The sequence below is a fragment of the Verrucomicrobiales bacterium genome, from assembly GCA_016793885.1.
Classification (GTDB): Bacteria; Verrucomicrobiota; Verrucomicrobiia; order Limisphaerales; family UBA11320; genus UBA11320.
The window spans coordinates 1-25,253 of the sequence record JAEUHE010000216.1 but is presented as its reverse complement, the minus strand read 5'-3'; the positions used below and the strand labels follow the sequence as shown (position 1 = coordinate 25,253).

Here is a 25,253-nt window from a genome sequence, read left to right as displayed (position 1 = left end):
AGCCGAACATCAAACCCCATTCACGACCTATGGCGGACAAATCTTTTGACTTGGTGGTCATCGGGGCGGGCCCAGGTGGCTATGTGGCGGCGATCCGAGCCGCTCAGCTCGGCTGGTCGGTGGCTTGCATCGAGAAGGAGCCGGCGCTGGGCGGCACCTGTCTGCGCGTCGGCTGCATTCCCAGCAAAGCGCTGCTGGAGTCGAGCGAGCAATTCCACAACGCGCAGCACGGGCTCAAAGCCCACGGCATCCTGGTCAACCAGGTGCAACTCGACCTGGCTGCGATGTTGAAGCGGAAAACGCAGATCGTGACAACCCTCACCAAGGGAATCGAAGCGCTGTTCAAAAAGAACAAGGTCACCCGCTTTTCCGGCCACGCCACCCTGCTGGGAACGTCGCGAGTCCTGGTGAAGGGCGAAAAAGAATCCACGGAGATCTCGGCCAAACAGATTCTGCTCGCCACCGGCAGCCGCTCAGCTCCGCTGCCCGGAGTGGTGCTGGATGGAGATCGGGTGGGGACCAGCACGGAAGCGCTCTCGTACTCCGAGGTACCCAAACATCTGGTGGTGATCGGGGCCGGGGTGATCGGGCTCGAGCTGGGCTCCGTCTGGAACCGGCTGGGCGCCAAGGTCACCGTGCTCGAGTATTGCGACCGAATCCTCCCCGGCATGGACGCCGAACTCGCGGCCGAGGCCCGCAAGGTGTTCGAAAAGCAAGGTTTGAACTTCAAGCTCGGGGCTAAGGTCACCTCCGCCAAAGCCAACGGCAACCAAGTTGTGGTCGAGGCCCAAGGCCAGGAACCCATCACCTGCGACCGGGTCCTGCTCGCCGTGGGTCGCAGTCCCAACACCGAAGGATTGGGGCTGGAGTCGGTGGGCATTCAGCCCGATGCGAAAGGACGAATCCCCGTGGATGCCCAGTTCCGCACCACCGCCGCAGGCATTTATGCCATCGGTGACGTGATCGCCGGGCCGATGCTGGCGCATAAGGCTGAGGAAGAAGGCATCGCCTGTGTGGAGCAGATGATCACTGGCCATGGCCATGTGGATTACAATACCATCCCGAGCGTCGTCTACACCCACCCCGAGATCGCCTCGGTGGGCCGGACGGAGGAAGAGCTGCAGAAGGCCGGTATCACCTATTCCAAAGGGCTTTTTCCCTTTCTCGCCAGTGGCCGAGCCCGTGCTCTCGGCGAAACCGAAGGTCGCGTGAAGGTTCTCGCCGATGCGACAACCGATCGGGTTCTTGGAGTTCATATTCTCGGGCCCCATGCCGGCGATCTGATCGCCGAAGCTGCGGTCGCCATGACCTTCCACGCCAGCGCGGAAGACATTGCGCGCAGCTGCCATGCCCACCCGACCTTGGCCGAGGCGCTCAAAGAGGCCGCGATGGCCGTCAGCAACCGGGCCATCCATTTCTAGCTCATCCGCCTCAGCGAGTCACTCCCTCCGAGGCTCCACGCCCAGGAGGTGCCGCACAAAGAAATCCGCGCGACGCCGCTTGCCATACGGGGACTCGGCTGCTCCGTGGCCCGCCCCGGGAATCACCAGCAAATCAAAGTCCTTATCGGCCTTCACCAGAGCGTTCACCACCTGCATCGTCGAGGCAGGATCTACGTTACGATCCAACTCGCCGACCACCAACAAGAGCTTTCCCTGCAGACGATGTGCCTGCGTTACATTGGACTGTTCCTCGTAGTGCTTGCCTATAGGCCATCCCATCCACTGCTCGTTCCACCAGATCTTGTCCATCCGGTTGTCGTGGCAGCCGCAATCAGAAACAGCCGCCTTGTAGAAATCCCCATGGGCCAGCATCGCCCGGGTGGAGTTCTGTCCGCCGGCGCTTCCCCCATAGATGCCAACGCGGGTGAGATCCATGAAGGCATACTTCTCGGCCGCTGCCTTCATCCAAGCGATGCGATCGGGAAACCCTCCATCCCCCAGATTGCGCCAGCAGACATCATGAAACTTCTTGGATCGATTGCTGGTGCCCATCCCATCGATTTGAACCACCACGAACCCCAGCTCAGCCAACTCGGCCACCGAGCCGCGCTGAAGTGCCGCGAAGGCTTTGGGAACGTGTGAGTCGTGAGGTCCGGCATAGATGTATTCGATCACCGGATACTTGCGGGCCGGATCGAAGTTGGTGGGTCGATAGATGACCCCATAGATCTCAGTTGCTCCGTCACGGCCCCTCGCCATGAACCGTTCCGGCGCTTTCCATCCGGTGGCGATCAACTCCGAGAGGTCACCTTGCTCCAGGGATACAATCAGTCCTCCGTCAGAAGCCCGTCGCAGTTCATGGGTTGGCGGCGCATCCACTCGCGAGTAAGTGTCAACGGCGAATCGACGATCGGGGGACCATTGAAGTGAATGCGTGCCATCGCCTTCGGTCAGGAGCATCAGCCCGGTGCCGTCCAGGTTTATCCGAGCATGATGCACCTGATAGGGATCCTGGCCGGATCGAATGCCTCCGGCTCGAAACCACACCTGCCGCAACTCCTCGTCGATTCGGTCCACTCCCAGCACCACCCACTCGCCCCGGGTGATCTGATTCTTCACTCGGCCGTTGGTCGCATCATACAGATAAAGGTGATTCCATCCGTCGCGCTCGGACATCCAGACCAACTCCTTGGTCCGATCCAGCCAATGCAGGGATTGTTTGCCGGAGTAGCTGATAAAGGTCTCGGCCCGTTCGTCGACGAGCACCTGAACTTCGCCCTTGGAGGCACTGACCCCAAGAACGCGCAGCACTTGGTGTCCGCGCTGGTTGTAAGTGAACGTAAAACGAGAGGAGTCGCTCTCCCAGCGCAGGTCCAGGTCGCCGCTCTCCGTGAATGGATTCGGAAAAAGTTCATCCTTGATCTGGATTGCCTGAGCGGACTCCGCGTCGAAAAGGACCGGATGCGGATGGGGGAGCCGGTCCCCGGGTTTGAAGTAGTCGTAGGACTGAAGCTTCGGCTGCACTTGATCAGGGGGAGCCGATTCGATCATGTATACCTTGTGTTCCGCAACCGCAGTGACACGAGTGCCGACCAGCTTCTTGGAATCGGGGGACCAACTGACGGATTCGCTATAAGCCTCCCCTAGCCCGCCATCAAAACTCAGCTGGGATTCTTTTCCCGTGATGGTGGACCGCAGATAGATGTTGTGGTTACGAACAAAAGCGATCCATTTTTTATCGGGGGAACGTCCACGCAGGGACTCTTCGGGTTCGGCTTGTGGCCGTCCACGGCCGCGTCGTCGTCCTTCGGCTCGCGCCTCCCGATTTTCCTCACCGATCACCGCGATGGAGGTGAGCTCCGCTGCCGTGAATCGGCCCAGTTCTCGCTCGCCTTCGCGAGTTTCCACCATCCACACATGACCGACATAGGTGTGTTGTGAGCGCCGTTCGCCAGCCCCGATTCGGCCATAGGTTTGTTTCTTTCCCTCCGCATCCAACCAGAAGAGCTCCACTCCCCCCATCGTGCGATTGTCAAAAATGATGTGCGTCTCGGCTCCGGTCCGACGACTTGCCCGAGCCGAGGGATCGGAGGGCAAGCTGGAGGCGGTTCCCGGAACCTCCTTAAGCTCGTAGGTATTCGTTGCGCATTCCCAGGCTTTGCCCTGCACCTGAACCACCAACGCGGCCCCATTGGTAGTGTATGCCAGCGAATCCACCGGCAGCCGTTCCGCTGAGACGGGCTTCCCCAACGCCCGACTCAGGGCTTCAGCGAGACGGGCATGGTCGAACGCGAGAACCTTGGTACCCTGCTCGGCATCCACCAACACAAACTGGGAATTCCCTCCGGCCAGCTCGCGTCGATACCAAAACCGAGCCTGATTGGTCAGCCAGCGCGGCTCGATTCGAAGGTTAAGGACTTTGTTCTCGGTCAACCGACGCAGTTGCGCGGAACGGTCGTAATCCGCTCGGGTGCCTTGTCCGCAAGCCGGAGAGGCCACCAAGGCCGCAAGCATCCCGAGCGCCAAGCAGAATCGTTGATAAATCGAGGTTTCCATGGACCGATAACGTTCGAAGCACACTGCCGGGCACAAACGGTCGCGTCAACCGCTTGATCCCAATCCGAGAGGACTGACCAGATATGGAGTGCGGCAGCCCTCTGCCGCTTTAGCCCCCCCGGCGGAGCCGGGATCCGCTCTCCTCACCCATTTCGATTCCTTCCCCAACAAATCTTGCTTTTCCTTTTGACACTCGGAGTCGGAAGAATACTCTCAGGCCATCGGCTCTGTGGTATCTGCCGACCCTAAAGCTCTCACTGAAAAGGATGTCAGTGAGTTTTTTTATTCCTCATTTTGCTTTTCCTCGATCGCTCTCGAGCTTAACAGAGAGCCGGATGTCCCGATTACCGAATACTCACAACTGTTTCGCCTGCGGGGTCAAAAACCAGTCCGGTCTCCAGTTAGCCATGGAGACCGACGGGAAGCAGGTCTGGGCCGCTTTCACCCCACGACAGGAGCATGCCGGGTTCTTCCATGCCGTGCACGGTGGTTTGATCACCACGGCGCTGGATGAGGTCATGGCCTGGGCGATCATCGCCAGCACGAAGAAGCCGGCCTATAGCGCTGAACTGAGCGTTCGCTTCATGAAGCCCATTGGGATCGGCGAAACCACGCGAGTCAGTGGAGAAATTACGCTCAACCGGAGAAACCGGCTGTTCGAAACGCGCGGGGAGATCCGAAACCAGGCGGGAGAGCTTTGTGCCACGGCCACAGGCAAGTACCTCCCGCTCCCCCCCTCACAACTGGAAACCGCTTTGCTCGATTTCCCAGCGGAGGCCCGGAGCTACTTCAGAGATTGAAGCTGGATGCTGTTCCGCTCCAGGATCGTTCCATCCACCATATCTAAGTCGGTGAGGGCCTTGTTGAAATCCAAGAGAGCCTGGTTCTCGGCGGATCGCGCTTGGGTTAGGGCATCCTGGCGCTTAAGAACCTCAGTGGGCTGGACGACGCCGCTATCCAGCTTCTTCTGCTCGGCAGCCAAGGCTTCCTCGGCAAATTCACGCGCAAGCCGGGTGGCCTTGATACGCATGGAACTGGAGCTGATCGCGCTGACCGTGTCGTCAATTTCGATCAATACCTGCTGTTCTTTTTGTTCCAACTCAAGCAGCACCTGCTCCTGGTTGACTTTGGCTCGCTTCAGATTGGCCCGCTCCGCCTGCATGGTGAACGGAACCGAGAAGGTGACGCCGTAGGAGTGATACGGTTGGTTGTTCCGACCGATGTCGTGGAAAGCCCCACCCAAATCAGCCGGGGTGCCGGGATGTGTGGAGATGGAATCCAACCCCCGACGACCGTAGCCCCCCGTCAAGTCCAGAACAGGATACATCTGATTCCGAGCGAAACGGAGGTTGATCCGTTGCTGTTCCGCCCGAAAGAAGTAACTTCGGTAATCCGGGCGCTTGGCCAAGCCATTTTTCCAGCTCTCCTGCAGGTCAACCCCCCGCCGCTCGATGGCCAGCAACTTTTGGATGGGTTCCACCTTGGAGGTTGCCACTTCGGGATATTTGCGGGTGAAGTAACCCTTAAGACGACTCTCCGCAAGATTCCGTTCATGCAGCGCCGAGTAGTAGCCGGAAAGCTCGGTTTGGGCCTTGGATTCCGCCTCCTTGTCTTCCAAAGGCGCCGCCGTTCCAATCTCAACCTTTCGACGGATATCACGAGCCAGCTGCGTTGCGAGTTCGTGCGCCGACAGGCGAACCTTGATTCGTTCATCCGCCGCAACGAGTTCATAGTAGGACTTCTGGACGTCCCGGACGACCGTCATGACGATGTTTTCAAACTCCAGGTCCGAAATATCTCGGTTCAGCTTGGCAATCCGGATGGTTCGGCGCTCGGAGTTGATCCAGAAGTCCCGGAGCAAGGGCTGGGTGAGACTGAAGGCACCGACATCCGTGCTGTACTGGTCTAGGGCGTTTCCACCGCTGTTACCCGTCACATGGTTCAAGGAAAGACCAACCCGATACTCGGTCCCAAAGGGCAGTCGGCCAGAAATGCTGGGGGACGCGCTATCGGTGACGTTTTCTGATCCCGGGGAAGGAACCCCAGCGCTCGTCTGGAACTGGCCCTCGCGAACGTCCTCACGTCGGCCGGCAGTCAGGCCAAACACTGGATCATACGAACCATAGGCGGCCTTGAGGTCGTAGCCAACGCCCTCGCCTCGCACCCGCTCAATCGCTATCTGGAGATTGTTCTGCAACGCCCGCACCACGGCCTCCTCCAAGGTCAAACGCAGGATCGGTCGATTCGTCGATGAATCCTGGGCCTGGACGGAAGTCCAGACACTGCAGAGAATCAGAGCCGTCAGATGTCGAAGTCGCATTAGGGGTAGCATCGCTGAAAAACTTCCCTGCCGTCAATTCCCCGATCATGCGGCCGACCGAACCACCTTTTGGACCTTTTCCGGGTCGGTCGCCGACCAGGCAAACTCCGAGGCTCGAAGCTCCCGCCCCATCGGAACCCGCGCATTGCGATAAGTCATCGCGCTGGCCACCGGACCGCTCGCAGAGAGATGAAACTCACGCGCCTTGGAAAGCTTCCGGATTTTATCAAAATTGCGATCGCTGATCCCCCCACCGGGCATGATAACGATCCGCTGACCCGCCCGCCGAACGAGTTCGGCGATCAGGTCGATGCCTTCCAGAACGGTGCGCTCCTGGCCGGAGGTCAGCACCCGGCGAACTCCCAGTTGAATCAGCGCATCGAGGGCTTTGAAAGGATCGGGAGTGACATCGAAGGCACGATGGAAGGTAATTGGCAAGGGACCGGCCAAGCGCATCAAGAGTTGGGTGCGTTTAACGTCCACCGTGCCGTCCCGCTTCAGCAGTCCCAGGACAATACCATCGGCACCCCACTCTCGCGCCAAGCGAACGTCCTCCTTCATCACTTCAAACTCGGCCTCCGAGTAGCAAAAGTCTGCCCCGCGCGGACGGATGATCACATAAACCGGGAGGCGTACCGCCCGGCGCACCCCCAAGATCAGCCCGGCGCTCGGAGTCGTCCCCCCTTCGAACAAGTTCTGGCAGAGTTCGACACGATGCGCCCCGCCTTTTTCCGCCGCCAAGGCGGACTGGATGGAGTCGATGCAGATTTCGATTTGAACCGGTTGACGCGAAGCCATGGGACGTAGGCATAGCGGAAAACCATTTCCAGGACAACGAGAACTAGCACCCCCCCGACACTCCGAGCTCATACTCCAACACGTAGTCATCCATCACAAATCCGCCCCCGATATCCACGCACACCTCGGCACGCTGCCGGAATCCATAGGCCCGGTAGGCCTGCAAGGCGGTGGTATTCCGCTTATTCACACAGAGGGCCAGCCGCTTTCCGCCTGCCTCGCGGGCCCGAACTGCGGCCGCCTGCAGCAGAGCCTTCCCGTAACGCTTTCGCTGGTGGTCGGGATGAACATAAAGCTTGTGCAGCTTGAATTCGCTGGGATCCGGCGTCGGCCCCACGGCGGCAAATCCCACCATCGCTCCCGGAGATCCAATGTGCAAATAGACGACACCTTCCATCAGCAACTCGCGGCGCAGGCGATCGTGGGAATACATCTCTCCCAGCATGTACTCGATCTGGTCGGTGGAGATAATCCCGGGGTAATGGGCATGCCATATGAGGCTGGCCAACCGGGCGAGCTCAGAGAGATCTTCAACCCGAGTAGGCACCACTGCGGCGACGGGAGCACTGATCGGTCGTGCGTTTGAATCATCCGGTTCAGCCATAGGGCGAAAAGTATCGAAACCGCACCCGCGCGAACAAGAACCGAGCCTCAGCCCGCCTCACTCTCCGCCGGCAAGGTGAAATGAAAGGTGCTTCCTTTGTCGATCTCGCTGTTGACCCACACCTCTCCACCATGGATCTGGACAATGTGCTTAACAATCGCCAAGCCCAACCCCGTCCCGCCAGTGTCGCGGGCGCGAGCCCGGTCCACTCGATAGAAGCGCTCAAAAACTCGGGTCCGGGACTCTTCCGGGATTCCCGGGCCGTCATCCTTCACCCATACCTCCACCCCGCCGGCGACCATAGATTTCGCGCCTATCTCCACGGTCCCTCCCACCTTTCCGTACTTGATGGCGTTCTCCAACAAATTGAAGAAAACTTGCTGGAGTCGCTCGGCATCCACGAAGACCGTCATCTCCTCCGGGATCAAATTCACCACCTGCACGGACTGCTCCCGCGCGCGAGTTTCCAGATCCTCTATCACTTGCTGCGCTGCCTCAGCGAGGCCGGTCGGCTTCCGGTTCAAGGAAACCTGTCCGCCCTCCAGCCGAGAGAGAGTCAGGAGATCCTCGATGAGGTAAGTCAGTCGGTCGGTGTGCTTGTTGATGGTCTGCAGAAACTTTTGGGCCTGGACCGGGTCGGTCACGGCCCCGCCCATCAAGGTCTCCACAAATCCCTTGATCAGGGAAAGGGGCGTCCGAAGCTCGTGACTGACATTGGCCACGAACTCTTTGCGCATCCGCTCCAACTCCTTGATCCGGGTCTGATCGTGGAAGACGAGCAAAGTCAATTGATCGCCGGAAAGCCGGTTGCCGTTGGCCTGAAGCACCCGCACAGGGGGGCCCGGCAGGATGATCTCCATGCCCAGGACCTGCCCATCCCGAGCCAGCCGCTCCAACAAACGTGGAATGTCCGGATGACTCACGCATTCGTCCAGCCTGCGCCCTCGGGTCTCCTGAGTGATGTTCAAGAATCGGCGAAACGCCAGATTTGAGGACTGGACGGTTCCCTGGGAGTCCAGAATGGCCACCCCCTCCAGCATCCCATCGAAAATAGTCTGTTGACGGATGTGCTCCCGGTCGCGGTCGCGGGCATGCTCCTCCTGCATCAACTGCTGCAACCGCTCCAGCCCCGCAATATCCGACTGCGCGCGACGGAAACGTGACTTCCATCGGAGATGCACCCCGATGCTAGCAAACAGGAGAATGAGACTAATCCAAAACCACATGAGTCAGGTTACGGCTCCACAAAGCGGTAGCCGACCCCCCTCACGGTATCGAGATATTTCGCTGCGACACCCAGTTTTTCTCGCAGACGCCGCATGTGCGTATCCACGGTGCGAGTGTCGATAAGGCTGTCATATTCCCAAACGTCCTGCAGGAGTTGCTCCCGCGATTGGACCCTCCCGCGGCGCTGCGCCAGAGTGGTGATCAGCTTGAACTCGGTGGCGGTCAGATCGATGCGCTTCCCCTTCACGGTGACCTGATGCCGGGGGATATCCACCACGAGATCCCCCACCTGAATCAGCTCGTTCGGCTCATCGGCCGGTTGCCCCCGCCGAAGCAATCCCCTGACCCGAAGCACCAATTCCCGCGGGCTGAAGGGCTTGGTCACATAGTCATCAGCCCCCAACTCCAGACCCAAGACCCGGTCGATCTCACCCGCCTTGGCGGTCAGCATGATGATCGGGATGCGGGCCGTGGCGGGATCGCGCCGAAGCTGCTTGCAAACCTCAGTTCCATCCATCTCCGGGAGCATCACGTCCAGCACAATCAAATCAGGCAACGCCTCCCGCGCTTTCTTGAGCGCAGTCGGTCCATCTTCGGCCGAAATCACATCGTAACCCGCCGACCGAAGGTTGAATTCCAGCAGCTCCGTGACATCCTGCTCATCGTCTACAATAAGAACCTTAGATTTTGCCATAGTTGTTCAGATACCGTCGACTTCTGACTTCGCATCAGTCCGATGCAGCTCGACTTAAGTTTTCGCCGGAACCACCGCCGCCTTGGGCGAGTGCCGGATATCCAAGCCCTCGTAAAGGAACACCACTTCTTCAGCGATGTTGGTCGCGTGATCCGCGATCCTTTCCAGCGCTTTGGAGATCACCATCAAGTTGAGGCAGCGGGAAATCGTGGAGGGCTTCTCCACCATGTAGGAGGCAAGTTCACGATGAAGCTGTTTGTTCAGGGAATCGACCTCCTTGTCACGAGGGATCACCGCCCGAGCGCGGACAGGATCTCGATTGACGAATGAGTCGAGTGCCTCCCGAAGCATCTCCAACGCCAGACGCGCCATGTGGGGGATATCCACATAGGGCTTCAGCTGCGGCTCCTGATTCAGCTCCACGGTCCGACGGGCGATCGTGGTGGCTTCATCACCCACCCGCTCGAGGTCGTGCGAAATCTTCATCGCCACGGTAATCAATCGCAAATCACTGGCCAAAGGCGCCTTCGCCAGCAGCTGGATGGCCATCTCATCGATCTCGATCTCCAGCTGGTCGATCACCCGATCTTCCTCCTTGGCTTTCGCCGCGCTAGCGCTGTCACGGTCGATCAACGCTTTAATGTAGCGGTTCACTGCCGCCTCGGCGTGGCTCGCCATGGTGATCAGACGTTCTTTGAGATGAGCCAGTTCCTGGTCGTGGTGGGTCATAGGTTTCACAGATCAGCCGAAACGGCCGGTCACATAGTCTTCGGTCTGCTTTTTCCCCGGGTTGGTAAAGATCCGGGTGGTCGACTCGTATTCAACCAATTCGCCGAGGTAAAAAAACGCAGTGTGATCCGAAATTCGGGCCGCCTGCTGCATATTGTGGGTGACAATGACAATGGTGAAGTCTTTCTTCAATTCGAGAATGAGCTCCTCAATCTTGGCGGTCGCGAGCGGGTCCAAGGCCGATGCGGGCTCGTCCATCAACAAGATGTCCGGCTTGATCGCAATCGCGCGCGCAATGCAGAGCCGCTGCTGCTGTCCGCCGGAAAGTCCCAAAGCACTGCGGTGCAACCGGTCCTTGACCTCCTCCCACAGGGCTGCCCCCCGCAGACTCCGCTCGACCACCTCGTCCAATTGCCCCTGATCACGCATGCCGTGAAGCTTGAGCCCATAGGCAATGTTCTCGTAGATCGATTTGGGAAACGGATTGGATTTTTGAAACACCATCCCCACGCGCTTGCGCAGCTCGATGACGTCCACGTCCTTGCTGTAGATATCGTGTCCCCCGATGAGAATCTGCCCCTCCACCCTCACATGGTCGATCAAATCGTTCATGCGATTGAAGCAACGCAGAAAAGTGGACTTGCCACATCCGGATGGGCCAATGAACGCAGTGACCAAACGTTCCCTCACATCCAGGGAAATCTTTTTGAGGGCTTGGGCGGCGCCGTAGTACAGCGAGACATCCCGCGCTTGAATGAGCGGGGGATGCTCCGAGCCACCGGAGCCGGAGGTCTCGCGCTGAGGAACCTCGACCGAGAAACGCGAATCAGAAGGGGGATTCAAGGTGCCTTTCATGAGAGGGTTGTGGTCATGAGTTTAGTGAACGGAGCGCATCTGCTTGCGAATGCGCGAACGCATCAGGATGGCCACGATGTTGAGGGTAAAAGTCAGCAGCAGCAGCACCAGCACCGTCGCGTAGAGAATCGGCCGGGTTTGGTCGACATTGGGCGACTGGGTGGACAGGATGAAGACGTGATAGCCGAGGTCCATGAATTGGTCGGTCAGGGCCTTGGGGTAATGCGCCATATAATAGGCGGCGCCGGTAAAGAGAATGGGCGCCACCTCTCCGCCCGCCCGGCTCACTGCCAGTATGCCGCCGGTGAGAATCCCCGGCAAGGCCTGCGGTAACACGATCTTCCGAACCGTCTCGAGCTTGGTGGCTCCCAAGGCCAAGCTTGCCTCACGAAGACCGGGAGCGATGGCCTTGAGAGCTTCCTCCGTCGCGACAATCACCAAGGGAAGCGTCATGATCGCCAGGGTCAAGGAGGCCCAAAGGATGGCCGGCTTGCCCCACACCGGTTCAGATCCCTTGGGGAGGAACAGATCATCCAGGCTACCACCAGCAAAGTTGATGAAGAAGCCCAGCCCAAACAGTCCGAAGACTATGGATGGAACCCCGGCCAGATTACTCACAGCGCTGCGGATCACACGGGTGGTCAGCGCCACCGGATTGGCGTACTCGTTGAGGTAGATGGCCGTGATCACGCCCACCGGAATCACAAACAGGGTCATCAGAAAGACCCGGGCGGCCGTGCCGATCAGCATGGGGAAAACCCCGGCCTTCTCCACATCGAACATATCCCGGTCAGCGCTCCCAAGAACGAACCTCAAGGAGAGGCCAGGGAGCCCGTGGTACAGAATATTCCCAAGGATCACCGCCAGCAGAGCCACGATGAGAAGCGTTGCAAAACGCGTCAATCCTGAGCCCACCAGCGAGCCATAGTCGTAGGGTCCGGGATGGAAAGGAGCCCGCGTCGGCGTGGTGCTCAGCGATCGCTGCGTGGTCATACCCGTCCCTCCAAACGGTTTTTAAGTCGATGAATGATTTGGTCGGCCAGGAGATTCGACAGAAACGTTACAGCGAACAGCACAGCGCCCAGCAGGAAGAGCATGCGGTAGTGATGCTCACCGAAGACCGTCTCGGCCAGCTCGGCGGCGATCGTCGCCGTCATCGTCCGCGTGGAGTCAAACAAACTCGCCGAGACGATACTCGCGTTTCCGCTGGCCATCAGGACCACCATGGTCTCCCCGATAGCCCGACCGAAACCCAGCACAACCGCCGCAAACACCCCTGGGATAGCGGCCGGAAGCACAATCTTCCACGTGGCCTGCCAGGGAGTGGAACCGAGCGCCAGTGCCCCCTGCACATACGAGCGAGGCACACTGGTCAGAGCGTCCTCCGCGATGGAGAACACGACCGGGATAACCGCCAAACCCAGGGCGATCCCGGCCACAAAAGCGTTTAACCGGGACTCATAGCCGAAAATGGACTGGAGGGCTGAAGCCATCACCAGCAGAGCAAAGAAGCCAAGCACGACTGAGGGAATCCCCGCCAGCATCTCAATGCTGGGCTTGAGCCATTCCTTGGTCTTGGGTCCGGCCAGCTGGGAGACATACAGTGCGGCACCCAGCGCCAAAGGCACCGAAAACAGCAACGCCACCACAGTGGCTTTCAGGCTCCCGATGAGCAACGGGATGACATTGTATTTATGAATCATGGACACCGGCTGCCAAATGTACTCCGGCTTGTCATAGCCAGTCCACTGGTGCGGAAGCAGCAAGGAACGCCAGCCGATCGTGTTCAGCCGCGAATCCTTGTCCTCCGAAACCTCCTTGGCCGCCTCGATCTTCAGGTTCATCAATTCAAGCTTCGACTCCCGGTCCATCGTCTTGAATTGCTCCTCCGACAGCTCAAGGTACTTCCTCAGCTTGGCCGGAGGGGTCGAGTCAAACTGTTCGACGGGGATGATGTCCGAAACTGCTGCGCTCTGGGCTGTTCCTAGTACAACGGGGAGCGCCTCCCGCCCCACAAAGACGAAGATCAGAAAGACCATCACGATCGCCGACAGCGAAACCAGATAAATGCCGCGTTCCACGAGCCACTCCAGCGGACGCTTCCGCTGACCTCGGCGAATGGCCGTCCAGGACTCGTTTTTACTTTGTTCAATGACGGCCATAAATCTTAGCCAAATATCAGCATCAGTGGAACGGTCTTCACCTCACCCTCCCTAAGTGGGGGAGCGACTTACAGCCGCTCCCCCACCATTCGCGGGAACAGAAAAAGGCACTCAGACTACGGACTAGTTGGTAGCCTCGGTGCGGAAGGCCTTCTGCAGGGGATAATACCCGATGTCCTTAACCACAGCTTGGCCTGCATCACTGCGAATCCAGTTCAAGTAATTCGCGACTTCGCCGCGATCGATGGCCGGATTCACATAGACGAACAGATAGCGCCAGATGGGATAGGTTCCATTGACCACGGTCTCCTCCGTAGGCTCAATCGCGGGTGAGGAATCCGTTTTCTTAATAGAAAGGTGTTTGGCTCCAGCACCATAGGCGGCACCGCCATAGCCAATCCCGTTCTTGTCCTTGGCTACCGCCTGCAGGACAGCGGCAGTTCCCGGCATGGTCTGGGCTCGAGCTGCGAAGTCCTTCCCCTTCAATACATGCTCTTTGAAGAACTCATACGTTCCCGAGCTGTTTTCGCGACTATAAACCGTGATAGGCGCGTCGGGTCCACCCAACTGCTTCCAGTTCTTAGTCTTGCCGGTGAAGATCAGCTCCAACTGCTCCATCGACAGCTCCTTAATGGGGTTGTCGGCGTTCACGAAGACGGAGAGGCCATCCAGAGCAACCTTGTATTCGGTGGGACGCTTACCGAAGGCTTTGATGCATTCAGCAACCTCAGAAGCTCTGATCTTCCGCGAGGAATTCGCCAGATCAGTGGACTTATTCTGCAGCGCAGCCAGTCCGACGCCGGACCCGCCGCCTGTGACTTGAATCTTGGTCGAGGCGTTCTTACCCATGTAGACCTCTGCCCACTTCTGGGCCAGAATAACCAGGGTATCGGACCCCTTAACCGTGATGTTGCCGGCTTGAGCCGAAGCCGCATAGCCAAGAATCGCGGCCGATGTGATGAATCCGAGTAGTAGTCGTTTCATAGTTAGTATTATTTCACACAGAAAATGCATTTAGAGGGAGAACAAGTGACAATAAGGTAACGAAGCACTCGTTCAGAACTTTAGGATGGCATCAACCTGCAGACGGCCGATCGAACTGCCGGTGCCCACGGGATTTTCGCGAATCGCTTCCATCATGAAGTAGTTCACCCCGAGAGTGAAGGAATCGAATGGCGAGTACGCGGCCCGCAAAACATGTCCGCGCACATTGGTGCCCGCCTGATAACCGCTGCCCCGACCGCTCCCCGGAAAGGCGGATCGGTAGAAAGCTCCCGTGTCGGAATCCACCAACTCTTCGAACCAAGCGTTCGCTTGCAGTTCACGCCAGCGATAGGAGACCTCCCAGGTCTTCCTCTTGCCCGACTTCCCGAAGGTCAAGCCAACGGAGTAGCCATCCTCGTCGGTGTCGGCGCTGGGATTGTGCAGATAATCAGCAGCCAACTTGATGGGAAACTTTCCGGCGTAACCAGGGAACTCGCTCAGGGAGTAAGTAATGGCTGCGTCCACCACAATGGGGTTAAAGCCGTAGGTGGGAGCACCGCCAGTGACCGGCTTGTGACTGTTGCCCACGTTCAGATTCGCCACGGAGTTGGTGGTCAACAACTGATCATTGGAAATGCTGAACACACCCACGCCAAAGGAGGTCTGCAACTGTTGCCTCTCGCCATAAGTGGATTCGAATCGGGCCTGAGCGGCGGCCAGGTACGGGTTCTTCCCTCGGCCACTCGCCTCATCAAGCACGAAGCCGCCGCCAATAAAACGCAGGGCGTGCTGGTCATTGAACGAGTACTTCAGGTTCATAGCCGCACCTTCAGGGGTGTAGTCGTTGTCGAACACCATGTCGGAAGTGACAAAGGGATTCTCCATCTTGCCAGCCACGATTCCACCCTGCCAATGCTGGTTGTTGATGGGAGTCCACTTGCCATAGGCCAGGTCGATAAAGATCCCCTTCTTGGCCCCATTGTTCTCCAAGGACTGGTTGTTCGAGATGGGATCGATCAAGCCACCTGTGGCGCTGGCATCACCCGAGCCCAAACGAAAGCCCACCTCGATATTGTCCAACATCGTGGCCACAAAGCCGAACCGCAGCCGATACCGATAGCGATTCCGATCGATGGTATTAGCCTGATCCTGAATGAAGCTTTCATAACGTCCTCGCAGGTCCCCATTGAACTTCAATGAGGTTACCCAATCCGGCATGCCGGACTTGGCCTGATAGGACTTTCGGAATCCATCGTCCGCTTCATCGCGGAGTTCGGCCGCCTCGGTTTGCGTCAGAATCCCCTTGGTCACCAACTTGTCCAAAAGGGCATCCTGTGATTGAGCCTGAGCGCTCGTCGGATGAAACACACTTGCGAGCGTCCCCACGAAGAAAGCCCCCTGCTTGAGATGTTTGTTGATCATATATGGTTGTTTGGATGAACGGAAGAAATGTGAAACGGCCCTGTTACAGGACGCGGACGCATTTGTTACAACCCAGTAACGATTGTCCTAAGGCTTCTATCGCTGAAGAAGATCTCGCACCGCGACCGCGATACTGCGAGCGGTCGGGCGATGAGCAGCCCAAAGGTTGGGATGGTAGGGGACCGGAGTATCCTTGGCATTGAGCCGCTGAGGAGGGGCATCAAGCAAATCAAAGCCCTCGGTGGCCACCCGGGCAATCACCTCGGCTGTGACCCCGCCCCACGGGAAGGCTTCCCCCACGCAGAGCAGTCGGCCAGTGCGGGCAACGGATGCCATCACGGTATCGGTGTCCAAAGGCTTCACGGAACGAAGATCCACCACCTCTATCTCCGTGCCTTGAGCCACGAATTCCTCCGCTACCGCCAAGGATTCGTGCACCATGGCGCTGTAGGTCACAATGGTCAGATCCCGGCCAGCACGCGCAATCCGGGCTTTGCCGACCGGCAGAGCCTCGGCCGGCAGCCGATCCGCCTTCAGATGGTAATAAAGGAATTTATGCTCGCAGAAAATGACCGGGTCGTCGATGGCCACCGCCTCTAGCAACATGCTGTAGGCATCCTCCACCGTGGCGGGAGTCAACACCACCAAGCCAGGATAGTGAGCGTAGAGCGCTTCCATGCTCTGGCTATGAAAGGCACCGCTGCCGGAGGTCCCGCCACAGGGCAATCGAACGACGATCGGGCAAGGCACCTGAGTCCGCCAATTCAGGGTCGCCGCCTGATTGATGATCTGATTAAAACCAATGGTCGAGAAGTCGGCGAACTGCATCTCGATAATCGGGCGCATGCCTTCGATGGCGGCACCGACCGCCGATCCAACCATTGCGTCCTCGCTGATCGGGGCGTCGAAGACGCGTCCAGGAAACTCCTGGGCCAGGTTCTTGGTGGCTTTGAAGGCTCCACCGAACGATCCCACATCCTGCCCGTAAACGTAGACCCGAGGATCGTCAGCCAGCGCCTTCGCTTGGGCGGCTCGGATGGCATCAAGGTAGGTGAGACTCACATCGCATCCTGACGTTCGCTCAGGTGTCGGGACGCCAAGGCGCACCAGTCCTCCTGGAACGGATCGGGACTGTCCTCACGCTGCACGGTGGCCACGGCCTGATCAATCTGTTGTTGGAACTCAGCCCGCCAGGTCTCGAGTCGACCCAGGGTCAGCCAGCCCATCTCCACCGCGTGGTCCTCGGCCACCTTCAGACAGTCACGTCCGATGCCCGAAGCTTTCAAGCGAGGATCCACATAGGAGGCGTCGTCGTGTTCCCCGTGCCCACAAAGCCGAAGCAACCGGGCCACCACTAGTTGCGGCCCACCGCCACGGCGAGCTTGGTCAACAGCCTCCCCGAGCACCTCCAGGCAGGAAGAAAGGTCCGTGCCGTCCACCGCATGACCGGTCACACCATACCCAATGGCTTTGTCGACCAACGCCCGACAGGCAAACTGGCGGGCGGTAGGAGTGGAGTAAGCGTATTGGTTATTTGCCACCACCAGAACCAAAGGCAGCTTCTCAACAGCAGCCTGGTTCAACGCCTCATGAAAGGCGCCCGTGGAAGTTCCTCCATCCCCGAGGCAGCTCACGCCCACCATGCCGGTTCGTCCCTGCATGCGCCGGGCCATCAGCGCACCATTGACGACAGAAATCATGGCGCCCAGATGCGAGATCATGGGAAAAAGGCCCTCCCGCGGACGTCCGCGGTGGACGTTCCCCTCGCGCCCGCGCATCGGCCCCAAGGGCGACCCCAGGTAGGTGCGCACCGCATCCAGAATGGGTTCACCAAAGGCCAGCCGACCCGCCTGGTCGCGAATCAGGGGCGCGAAGATATCTCCGGGCAGGAGTTGGACTCCCAACGCGGCGCTCAAGGCCTCTTGCCCTCGGCCCAGGAAAACCCCGCCATGAATCTTGCCGCCCCGGTACAGACTCGCGAATTTATCGTCCAGAAGCCGGGCCAAAAGCATCCAGCGGAAAGCTTGCAGATACCGCTCGCTTTCCTGAACAACCCCGGAGTCCACGGGACTTTGCCCAGAAACCGTGCTCAACATGCGTACCTGTTATGCCGCCGATGTGAGGTCATCACAAGCTTTTCTACTAACCAAGAATTGGCGAGACCGCCTGCCAAAGGAGGCGCAGTGCCAAAATGAAGACGAGGGCGATGAGCAGTGGACGAACCCAGCGCGCCCCCTCCCGGATCACCAGGCGCGATCCCAACTGTGCGCCCGCCAACTGGCCCGCCGCCATGACCAAACCATAGCCCCAATGCAGGGATCCGAGATACGCGAACACGAGCAATGAACCCCCGTTGCTGGCCAGATTCATGGCCTTGGTATAGCCGGTGGCAGCCCGGTAATCCATCCCCAGCAAAACCATGCAGGCAGTCATCCAGAATGAGCCGGTGCCCGGCCCGAAAAAACCGTCGTAGAATCCGAGCAGCACTCCAAAGGCGATCGAAAACATTCCGAGTCCCATATGAGCTGGTCGCGCGGCAAGACCTAGCTCTGGCCTCAAAGCCAGATACACGCCGATGGCGATGAGGAGGAACGGAATGATCCAGCGCAAGAACTGAGGGGAGGTGTGATAGACCGTGATGCTTCCCAAAACCGAGGCAACAAACGTCACTCCAGCCCCTCTCCAAAACGGAGTTCCCTCCAGCAAGCCAGCCTGGGCATAGCGCCAGGTGGCGAGACACGTGCCGCATGAGGACTGCAGCTTATTCGTGCCCAGCGCCAGCTGCGGGGGCAAGCCAGCCCACAGAAGGGCCGGAAGCGTGATCAATCCGCCTCCACCCGCAATCGCGTCCACAAACCCCGCCAGCAGCCCGACTCCAGCCAGAAGAGGATAATCCCAGGTCATGTCTCCAGAAAATCGGAAGCCGGTGCTCCCTAAAGAAACACCGGCTTCGCGGATGTTTGGGTTGAAGCGGGTTTGCAATCCGGAAGGTCCGCTGCGAACGAACCTTGCCGACTTACCAGCCCGAAAACCTAGATTCAATTCCGTGGGCCATTTCGTCAAGCATCGACAGACCCCATCGATTTGCGAACGCAACTCACGGACCGGCCGGCCTCGACCCGGTCACCGTTCATGGGCTGGCCGGGGTAACGATGCGATAGAATCTCTGGCCCGCCGCGCCGCCCACATCGAGAACTTCTGCGGTTCGATCGGCAATTCCCGCCTCCACCGTCCCGAGGCGCTGCCAAACCCCTCCGTTCAAGACATCGCGATACTCGACCGCGTAGCTGCGGCCCGTGACCGCCGCAAACTCGATCCGGATGCCAACGTCCTGCGCCTCGATGCGGCCGATTCTCAGCCGGCTGGCGGCGCTGCGCGGATCGGTCCCAGCGAGGTATTCCTGCAAGTTGCTAAATCCGTCCCGGTCGAGATCCCGACTCGCATCGTTGGCCACCACGTTGAGATCATGGATGTTCTCCCATACGTCCGGAAGTCCATCCGCATCGGAGTCGACTCCGCCGGTAGGTGACGATCCGATCACCGTCACAACCGCGTTGGACAGCAAACGACCGTCCATATGGTAGGCATTCAAGTAAACAGTGTTGCTTCCCAGGATGATCGGAACGCGAGCAACCCAATTGGTCCAGGTCGTCCAGGTGAGATCCACACCGGTGTCCGATCCCGCCAGACGGATGGATTTCACATCAACCCAAGCACGCCCCGCAATGGAAGCGATGCTGGAGTTGGTCACAAAGGGCTGACCGCCGTTGCTGGTAATCCCGAAGCCAACCCGCCGAGGCAGCGCGTTGCTGGCCGTTCGGGCTCGTTGCCCGATGTAGTCCAGATACTGCTTAAAGTCTTGGCCCGGCAGGAAGTTGTCATAGTGGTCGGCCCAGTACGACATGTAGCTAGTGTTGTAAGTGGTCTGCAGGATCTGTTCGATGTGGCCATAATACGAGTGTCGGTTGGCCGGCTTAGACAACAACTTCTGCAGGTCGCCATTGTTCTCAAAACCGTCCCCCGCCCCTTGAGTAAAGGCGAAGTCCGTGTCCCAGATCAGATGAATGAGCTTTCGGTCGCTGGGCCGGACATAGACCTGGATGTTATGGCCCGCCCCGGAGCCGGTGTAATTGTCCCCGGCCCCGCACATCTGTCCCAAGGCAAAGGCGCGAAGCCACTCCTCCACGTCCAATCGTTCTTCAGCAGCCGCCACGAAAGACGCCTGGGGCAGGCTGAACATCTTCAGGTAGGGAATAATGGTCTCAAAGTCGTCCTTGTCCCGGGCATTCTTAATGGTGAATCCGAGGCGATAATTCTCCTTATCGTCACCGAGGTCTTGCATTTGGTTCCCGGTCACACCCGCCTCCTGCGGTGCCTTGAGTCCCTCGGGACCAGAGGGGATCGTTTCGCTCAGCCCATAATAATACTCGACCTCGAAGACGGGATTTTCCGCCCCGTCCTCGTATTGGGAGTTGAGGAAGATCGGGTTGTAGCGGGACATCTGAAGAATCGCCGAGCCGGAGAAAGTTCGGGTCGGGCCGATCATGCGGATCAGGTCGTTGTGCATCGAAGGCACCCCGCCCGCCCGATCCACAATGTGATTGATGAGAATCTCATCCTGACCGAAACGATTACCTCCCCCGGAACGGTCCAACGCGACGGTGGAGTGCACTCCACGGAAAGGTTGGTCCGGATTGAACTCCAGATTGAATCCGATCCGAACTTCCTGCGGACGCCCATGTTCGCTGCCCTTGAGGCGCACCCCACAGTCGTAGAAGACTTCCGTTTCGTCGTAAACCACGGTGCAACCGATTCGCCCATTGCTCATCAAGTTCGTCCGGGAAAGCAGCCAAGCGGCATCCGTCGCGGTCATGATGATTCGGATGTTGTGCGCCAGCGCCAGGTTGGCCTGACGGTCTTCGACCTGATACAAGGCGCGAGAGCTGGGCCCTTCGGCCGGGTAGTGGGAGATCGCACCAGCTGTGTCGGTAGACTCAACGTAGAACTGCACCACGCGGCCGGCCGGGTGTCCCGGAACGGAGGCGCTGTAGGTCCCATCAGCTCCGAGGGTCATGGGAACGTTGAACCAGGCACCGGCATTGGTGGACCAACGGAGCGTGCAGGCAGACACACCCTGAGGATCCTGCGCTCGGATCCGCACCTCGACCGGTTCACCTGGCGGCGGAACGGCCGGCAGATGCTGAAATCCGGTGAAGGTCGGCCCCACATTGTCCTGGAATTGGGAATTCCTCGCCCCCGGGGTACCCCAATGCGACGGCATCTCCAAGACAGTCGTTCGTGGGAGCCGATTGAAGTAGAGCCGGGTGTTGAGCTGGGGCGACCCGGAGATCCAGCGAGCGCGCAGGGAAATCTCGTAGGTCTTTCGGTCATCCAAAGTGACAAACCGAGCGCCGTCCTTCACGGTGGTCTCAGCATGGTTGTTCATGTGCTCGGTCATTCCGGTGGCCACCATCCGCATCACGTGATTGGTCGCGTCGTCTGGATCCTCCACCCACTCCGCACGATGATTTCCAATCACCCGCCAGCGCGACAAGGAGGTGTCAAACCCAGGATTCTGAATCAACTGCACTTCCCCCGTCGCGGCAATTTCCTTGACGGTTACATCGTCGAGCAACACTTCACCGGCATCCAGCAGACCAATGACCAACTCCTGATACTGCGCATCGCCCGGAGTGGAGAAGAGCTGGCTCCCCAAGCCACGATAGGTGATGGTTTGCCACTTCGACTTAGGTCCCTCGAGGCTGGCAGCCCAGACCTCGCCGAGGGAGTTATCCGCCGCCGGATCCCGCAGCTCGAGACTGGATCCACCGCCGTCAGCCGCCGCCGACCAACGTCCTCCCGTGTGATAAGTCACGTCATCCGCTGGATTGCCACGCTGATCCCGCAGCACAACCCGCTCCCCGCTGCCGGACAGACGACCTTCCCAGGGTCCGACGGGCGCAAGGGTGGGGTACTTTTGTCGCAGGGCCTCAGGATCGCGGGCGACCACCAAGTAGCCTCCGGGGGGCAACGAAGCTGCAGCCGAAAACACGTAGCGAACACCCGCATCCAAGCTCCAGCCGGCCAGGTTGATTGCCGAAGCCCCCCGATTGTAGAGCTCAATCCACTGTTCGGGATTCTCAAGAAACGGGACCGCCGGCAACGTGGGAATCTTCGCGTTCAGCTCGAGACCAAAGGCCATGTCGTCGCTGTTGGCGGCCGACTGATGCACCTCCACCGCCACGACGTTTTCACCGGCGATGAGATTGGTCACGGTAATATTCTGCAATCCGCTCAGGGTCGCGTTGGCCACCGTCGTGGCCAGGTTGGTGTAGGCAACCGGCCCCGTTCTGAGCCCCACCCGGTACACTTCGGCTCCATTCACATAAACGACCGCGCCATCATCAACAATCGTGCGTAGGGTAAACGTGATGCCCGCCGGATCGTTGGTTAGAGTGAAGGTCCGACGGAAGTAGAAGGTGATCGGTCCCAGGCTCAGCTGGGTGTTCTTGGCGGCGGGCAGGGCGGAGGTCTCGTTGTAAAACAGCGCCGTCCCACTCGACCAAGAACCATCGTTGTAAGCGGTCTCTTTCCACTCGGAGCCCAAATCAACGCCGGAAGCGTTGTACTTCCAATCGGAAACCATGCCAATCAAAGTGACATTGGTGAACTGCGCCGGCCGCGAGTATTGAGGTGGGGCATGATAGAAAATCTCGTTGATCACGACTTGATCGGAGATCTCAATGTGATTCGACTGTCCAGCGGTGGACGCGACCGGAACACGCCAGGCCCCCGCCCCTGAGTTCTGCCGGGCCTGGGCGGCAGCTGTAATTCTGACAACATCCAGCACGGCCTCCCGGCCAGCCGAGAAGAGGGTGACGACGTCGCCGGCCTTAAAGCGAAATCCGAACTGAGCCTGGTCGAACACCGCGAAACCTCCCGGAGGCAGGATCGTCGATGGCAGGTTGTATTGTCCCCCCCCACTTCCCGACATGATCAGGCCGGCCAAGTTCACAGCCTCGGTGCCGGTGTTCTGCAGTTCAACCCAGAACGGATTGGTCGCGACGTCAGGAAACTCGCTAAACCGGATAGGAGCGAGATCGAGAGCGACCGGTGCATAAAAGGGTTTCCCGGCCATAGTCTGCCGGCTGTGAATACTCAACTCCGAGGTCGACAACCCCTTATTCCAATAGGCTACCTCATCCAAGGTTCCCTGAAAGGTCTCGGAGCCATCCACGCCACTATTGCCAATGAAGGCCAGGCCCGTGCCGCCGACATCCAAAACCCCCTCCACCTCTTGACTGGCGAGCACCACCCCATCCAACGCGATGCCTTGCCGATGAGTCTGCGGCTGATAGAACCCCGCGAGGTGATGCGGTTTCCCATCCTTCAGAGCGGCCAGGCTGGGTCTACCCTCCAAGCCATCGAGGGGCAGCTCCATCTCCCGATAGGCTTCACCCACCTTCAGCCCCCAAACGATAACCGGGGTCGAGGTGACCACCGGATCGGTGAAGTCTGAATCTCCTTGCTGCCTAAACCCGAGGTAGACCTGGTTGCCGGGCCCGGTCAAGGGAATCAGGTCCAGCGGGTTGATCCCCTGCCCCAGTCGAAGCATCAAATCGGCGCTCAGCGCCGTTCGCCACAGGGCGAATTCATCGATCACGCCCGTGAACGCCTGCCCACCCGTCACCCCCCGATTGCCAATCATGGCAAGGGCAGTTCCGCCGCTGCGGATAAGGCCGGGACGGTTGGCCTGGTACCGGCGGGTCCCATCCACCCAGATGCCCATATCTCCGCTGGCCGCATCAAACGTCGCCGCCACGTGATGAGGCTGTCCGTCCTTGAGCTGCTCCAGCGTGGGACGCCCCTCGGCCCCGTCCAACGGCATGTCCAACTCGGAGTAGCGTCCCCCGATGTTCAGACCGAAGGCGAGCACCGGACCGGCGGGCACCGACACCATACCCAGCGCATTGCTGGAATCGGATTGGAATGCAAAAGTGATCCGATTGGATCCATCATCCTTGGAGAAGATCACATCATAACTATTCAGGCTCACCACCCAGAGCGGTTTGATCCATGCGCCAATCGTCAGACCGTTGCTAAAGGACAAGGAACCATCAGTCCCAGCCCCGAGGTTGATCGCCTCCGTTGTGTTGTTTCGGAACGTCACCGCCCCCAATCCGAACAACCCGTTGGTGCGCGTCGCGGTGCCACGAAAAACGCCATGGTTGCGTCCCACCAGATCCAGCGGAACCGCGTTGGTCCCCCTGTCCGACTCGTCCATCGACAAGTACGAAACAAGCGACCCGCGATTGTCTCCCGACTTCCTGAATACGGTGGAGCGGCCGAGGCCCGACCAGGTGGGAACGATGGCAGCCTCGATGGTGAGGCCTTCCTGCGTCGCCAGGCTGTTGCTCACGCCTCGACCCAGGCTGATCGCTCCCGCACCGCCCCCCGAGGAAGCCACGGCACCATTGCCCACCAAGCCGGTCACTCGGGAAATACTGCCGCTGAGCGTACCTGCGTTGGGCCCCGCCAAGTCGAGTGCCGTCCCGGAGCTTTCATCGAAATTCCAATAGGAGAGCAATCCAGCCGGAACCTCGAAAGCACCGCTCGGAAAATTGCGCACACCGGGTGTGCCACCGATCTGGGAACTGCTGACCCAGTTCTCCACCGCAGCCGACCCAAGCTGCGGATGGCTCTTGGCCAGCGAAAGACCGGTGCCGTCAGGCCCCACCGGCCACGGCCCGGTGGACGCGTAGTCCAGCACGTCCATCACCCGGAGGTTGCGGTCAAGCAGCTCCAGCTTCTCCCCGCCATTGTCTAATCGGCCAGAAAAGGGTCCGAACGCACCAGCCACGCCAGCGGCCGCCAAGCTGTTGGGATCGCTCGCAACGACCAGGTAGCCCCTGCCCTTGATTCGGGTTCCGTCCGGGAAGGTAAACTGAATTCCCCCCGAAACACTCCACCCACTCAAATCGACGTCCACCCCGTTTTGGTTATGCAGCTCAATCCACTCGGACGACGCTTCTCGAGTAGCCGGATGGTACATCGCCTCATTGAACACCACGACACTTTCGGCCATGGAAGAAAACCCGAACAACAAGGCACACCCGACCGAGGCAACAACATGTTTCATAATTGGGAGCTGTGAAGATTCAATCAGAAGCGAGGCAAGGAGTAAAGTCCCCTTGTCCACCGCCACAGGGAGGCGCGCGGCCTGACGAATGGATCTGGTCCCTTGAGTAGGCGTGACGCAAGCCTCAGCAGCCGGTAGCATCGCTGCGCGATGCTCCGTGTTTTTACCGGTTCCGGGGGGGCCAGCACCCCCGTATAGCCTAACCGGAGTTATTCACCGGCTGCGGGAGGGCTCCCTGCAGAGCCCTCCACAGCAGACGGTAAATAACTCCGTCGAAAATCATCATTTTGATCTATTTTGGTCTGGATGCCGTACGGACAT

At 59.2% G+C, this 25,253-nt stretch carries 18 protein-coding genes; 2 read left to right on the top strand and 16 right to left on the bottom strand.

Features of this window, described 5'->3' with window-relative positions; genetic code table 11:
* The first annotated feature begins 29 nt into the window (after positions 1-29).
* Positions 30-1,421, top strand: a complete 1,392-nt coding sequence (gene lpdA, locus JNN07_24315; GenBank protein ID MBL9170879.1) for a dihydrolipoyl dehydrogenase — start codon at positions 30-32, stop codon at positions 1,419-1,421.
* An 18-nt stretch (positions 1,422-1,439) separates the two neighbouring features.
* On the opposite strand, the gene JNN07_24310 is transcribed toward lpdA, so the two are convergent.
* Entirely contained in the window at positions 1,440-3,998 is a 2,559-nt protein-coding gene (locus tag JNN07_24310) for a prolyl oligopeptidase family serine peptidase (GenBank protein MBL9170878.1), read from the bottom strand.
* Between the two features lie 335 nt (positions 3,999-4,333).
* Here JNN07_24310 and JNN07_24305 point away from each other — a divergent pair, with 335 nt between their 5' ends.
* Positions 4,334-4,798: a PaaI family thioesterase gene (locus tag JNN07_24305; protein MBL9170877.1), complete on the top strand. Its 465-nt coding sequence runs from the start codon at positions 4,334-4,336 to the stop codon at positions 4,796-4,798.
* Here JNN07_24305 and JNN07_24300 read toward each other — a convergent pair.
* The 15 genes from JNN07_24300 to JNN07_24230 form a co-directional block, all read right to left on the bottom strand.
* Positions 4,783-6,318, bottom strand: coding sequence for a TolC family protein (locus JNN07_24300; protein MBL9170876.1), 1,536 nt, complete (start codon positions 6,316-6,318; stop codon positions 4,783-4,785). The genes JNN07_24305 and JNN07_24300 overlap by 16 nt on opposite strands.
* Positions 6,319-6,363: 45 nt before the next feature.
* Positions 6,364-7,116: a copper homeostasis protein CutC gene (locus JNN07_24295; protein ID MBL9170875.1), complete on the bottom strand. Its 753-nt coding sequence runs from the start codon at positions 7,114-7,116 to the stop codon at positions 6,364-6,366.
* Positions 7,117-7,159: 43 nt separating this feature from the next.
* On the bottom strand, positions 7,160-7,720 hold the full coding sequence (locus tag JNN07_24290) for a GNAT family N-acetyltransferase (GenBank protein MBL9170874.1): 561 nt from the start codon (positions 7,718-7,720) through the stop codon (positions 7,160-7,162).
* Positions 7,721-7,767: 47 nt separating this feature from the next.
* A complete protein-coding gene (locus JNN07_24285; GenBank protein ID MBL9170873.1) occupies positions 7,768-8,946 on the bottom strand; it encodes a hypothetical protein in 1,179 nt (392 codons plus the stop codon).
* 8 nt (positions 8,947-8,954) lie between these two features.
* Positions 8,955-9,641 (bottom strand): response regulator transcription factor, encoded by a 687-nt coding sequence (locus JNN07_24280; protein MBL9170872.1) that lies wholly within the window; start codon positions 9,639-9,641, stop codon positions 8,955-8,957.
* 54 nt (positions 9,642-9,695) lie between these two features.
* Positions 9,696-10,370, bottom strand: coding sequence for a phosphate signaling complex protein PhoU (gene phoU / locus JNN07_24275; protein ID MBL9170871.1), 675 nt, complete (start codon positions 10,368-10,370; stop codon positions 9,696-9,698).
* A gap of 12 nt (positions 10,371-10,382) precedes the next feature.
* The gene (locus tag JNN07_24270; protein MBL9170870.1) at positions 10,383-11,225 is read right to left on the bottom strand and encodes a phosphate ABC transporter ATP-binding protein; all 843 of its coding nucleotides are present in this window, start codon (positions 11,223-11,225) and stop codon (positions 10,383-10,385) included.
* Positions 11,226-11,246: 21 nt separating this feature from the next.
* Positions 11,247-12,218: a phosphate ABC transporter permease PstA gene (gene pstA, locus JNN07_24265; GenBank protein MBL9170869.1), complete on the bottom strand. Its 972-nt coding sequence runs from the start codon at positions 12,216-12,218 to the stop codon at positions 11,247-11,249.
* Entirely contained in the window at positions 12,215-13,387 is a 1,173-nt protein-coding gene (pstC, locus tag JNN07_24260; GenBank protein ID MBL9170868.1) for a phosphate ABC transporter permease subunit PstC, read from the bottom strand. Before pstC ends, pstA begins: the two co-directional genes overlap by 4 nt.
* Before the next feature lie 123 nt (positions 13,388-13,510).
* The gene (locus JNN07_24255) at positions 13,511-14,371 is read right to left on the bottom strand and encodes a phosphate ABC transporter substrate-binding protein (protein MBL9170867.1); all 861 of its coding nucleotides are present in this window, start codon (positions 14,369-14,371) and stop codon (positions 13,511-13,513) included.
* Between the two features lie 72 nt (positions 14,372-14,443).
* Entirely contained in the window at positions 14,444-15,793 is a 1,350-nt protein-coding gene (locus JNN07_24250) for a putative porin (GenBank protein ID MBL9170866.1), read from the bottom strand.
* Positions 15,794-15,889: 96 nt separating this feature from the next.
* Positions 15,890-16,855, bottom strand: coding sequence for an alpha-ketoacid dehydrogenase subunit beta (locus tag JNN07_24245; protein MBL9170865.1), 966 nt, complete (start codon positions 16,853-16,855; stop codon positions 15,890-15,892).
* On the bottom strand, positions 16,852-17,805 hold the full coding sequence (locus JNN07_24240; GenBank protein MBL9170864.1) for a thiamine pyrophosphate-dependent dehydrogenase E1 component subunit alpha: 954 nt from the start codon (positions 17,803-17,805) through the stop codon (positions 16,852-16,854). Before JNN07_24240 ends, JNN07_24245 begins: the two co-directional genes overlap by 4 nt.
* 130 nt (positions 17,806-17,935) lie before the next feature.
* Complete coding sequence (locus tag JNN07_24235; GenBank protein MBL9170863.1) at positions 17,936-18,697, bottom strand: TSUP family transporter; 762 nt, start codon at positions 18,695-18,697, stop codon at positions 17,936-17,938.
* Between the two features lie 226 nt (positions 18,698-18,923).
* Positions 18,924-24,932 carry a lamin tail domain-containing protein gene (locus JNN07_24230; protein ID MBL9170862.1) on the bottom strand — a complete coding sequence of 2,003 codons (6,009 nt, stop codon included), beginning with the start codon at positions 24,930-24,932 and terminating at the stop codon, positions 18,924-18,926.
* Between the last annotated feature and the right edge of the window lie 321 nt (positions 24,933-25,253).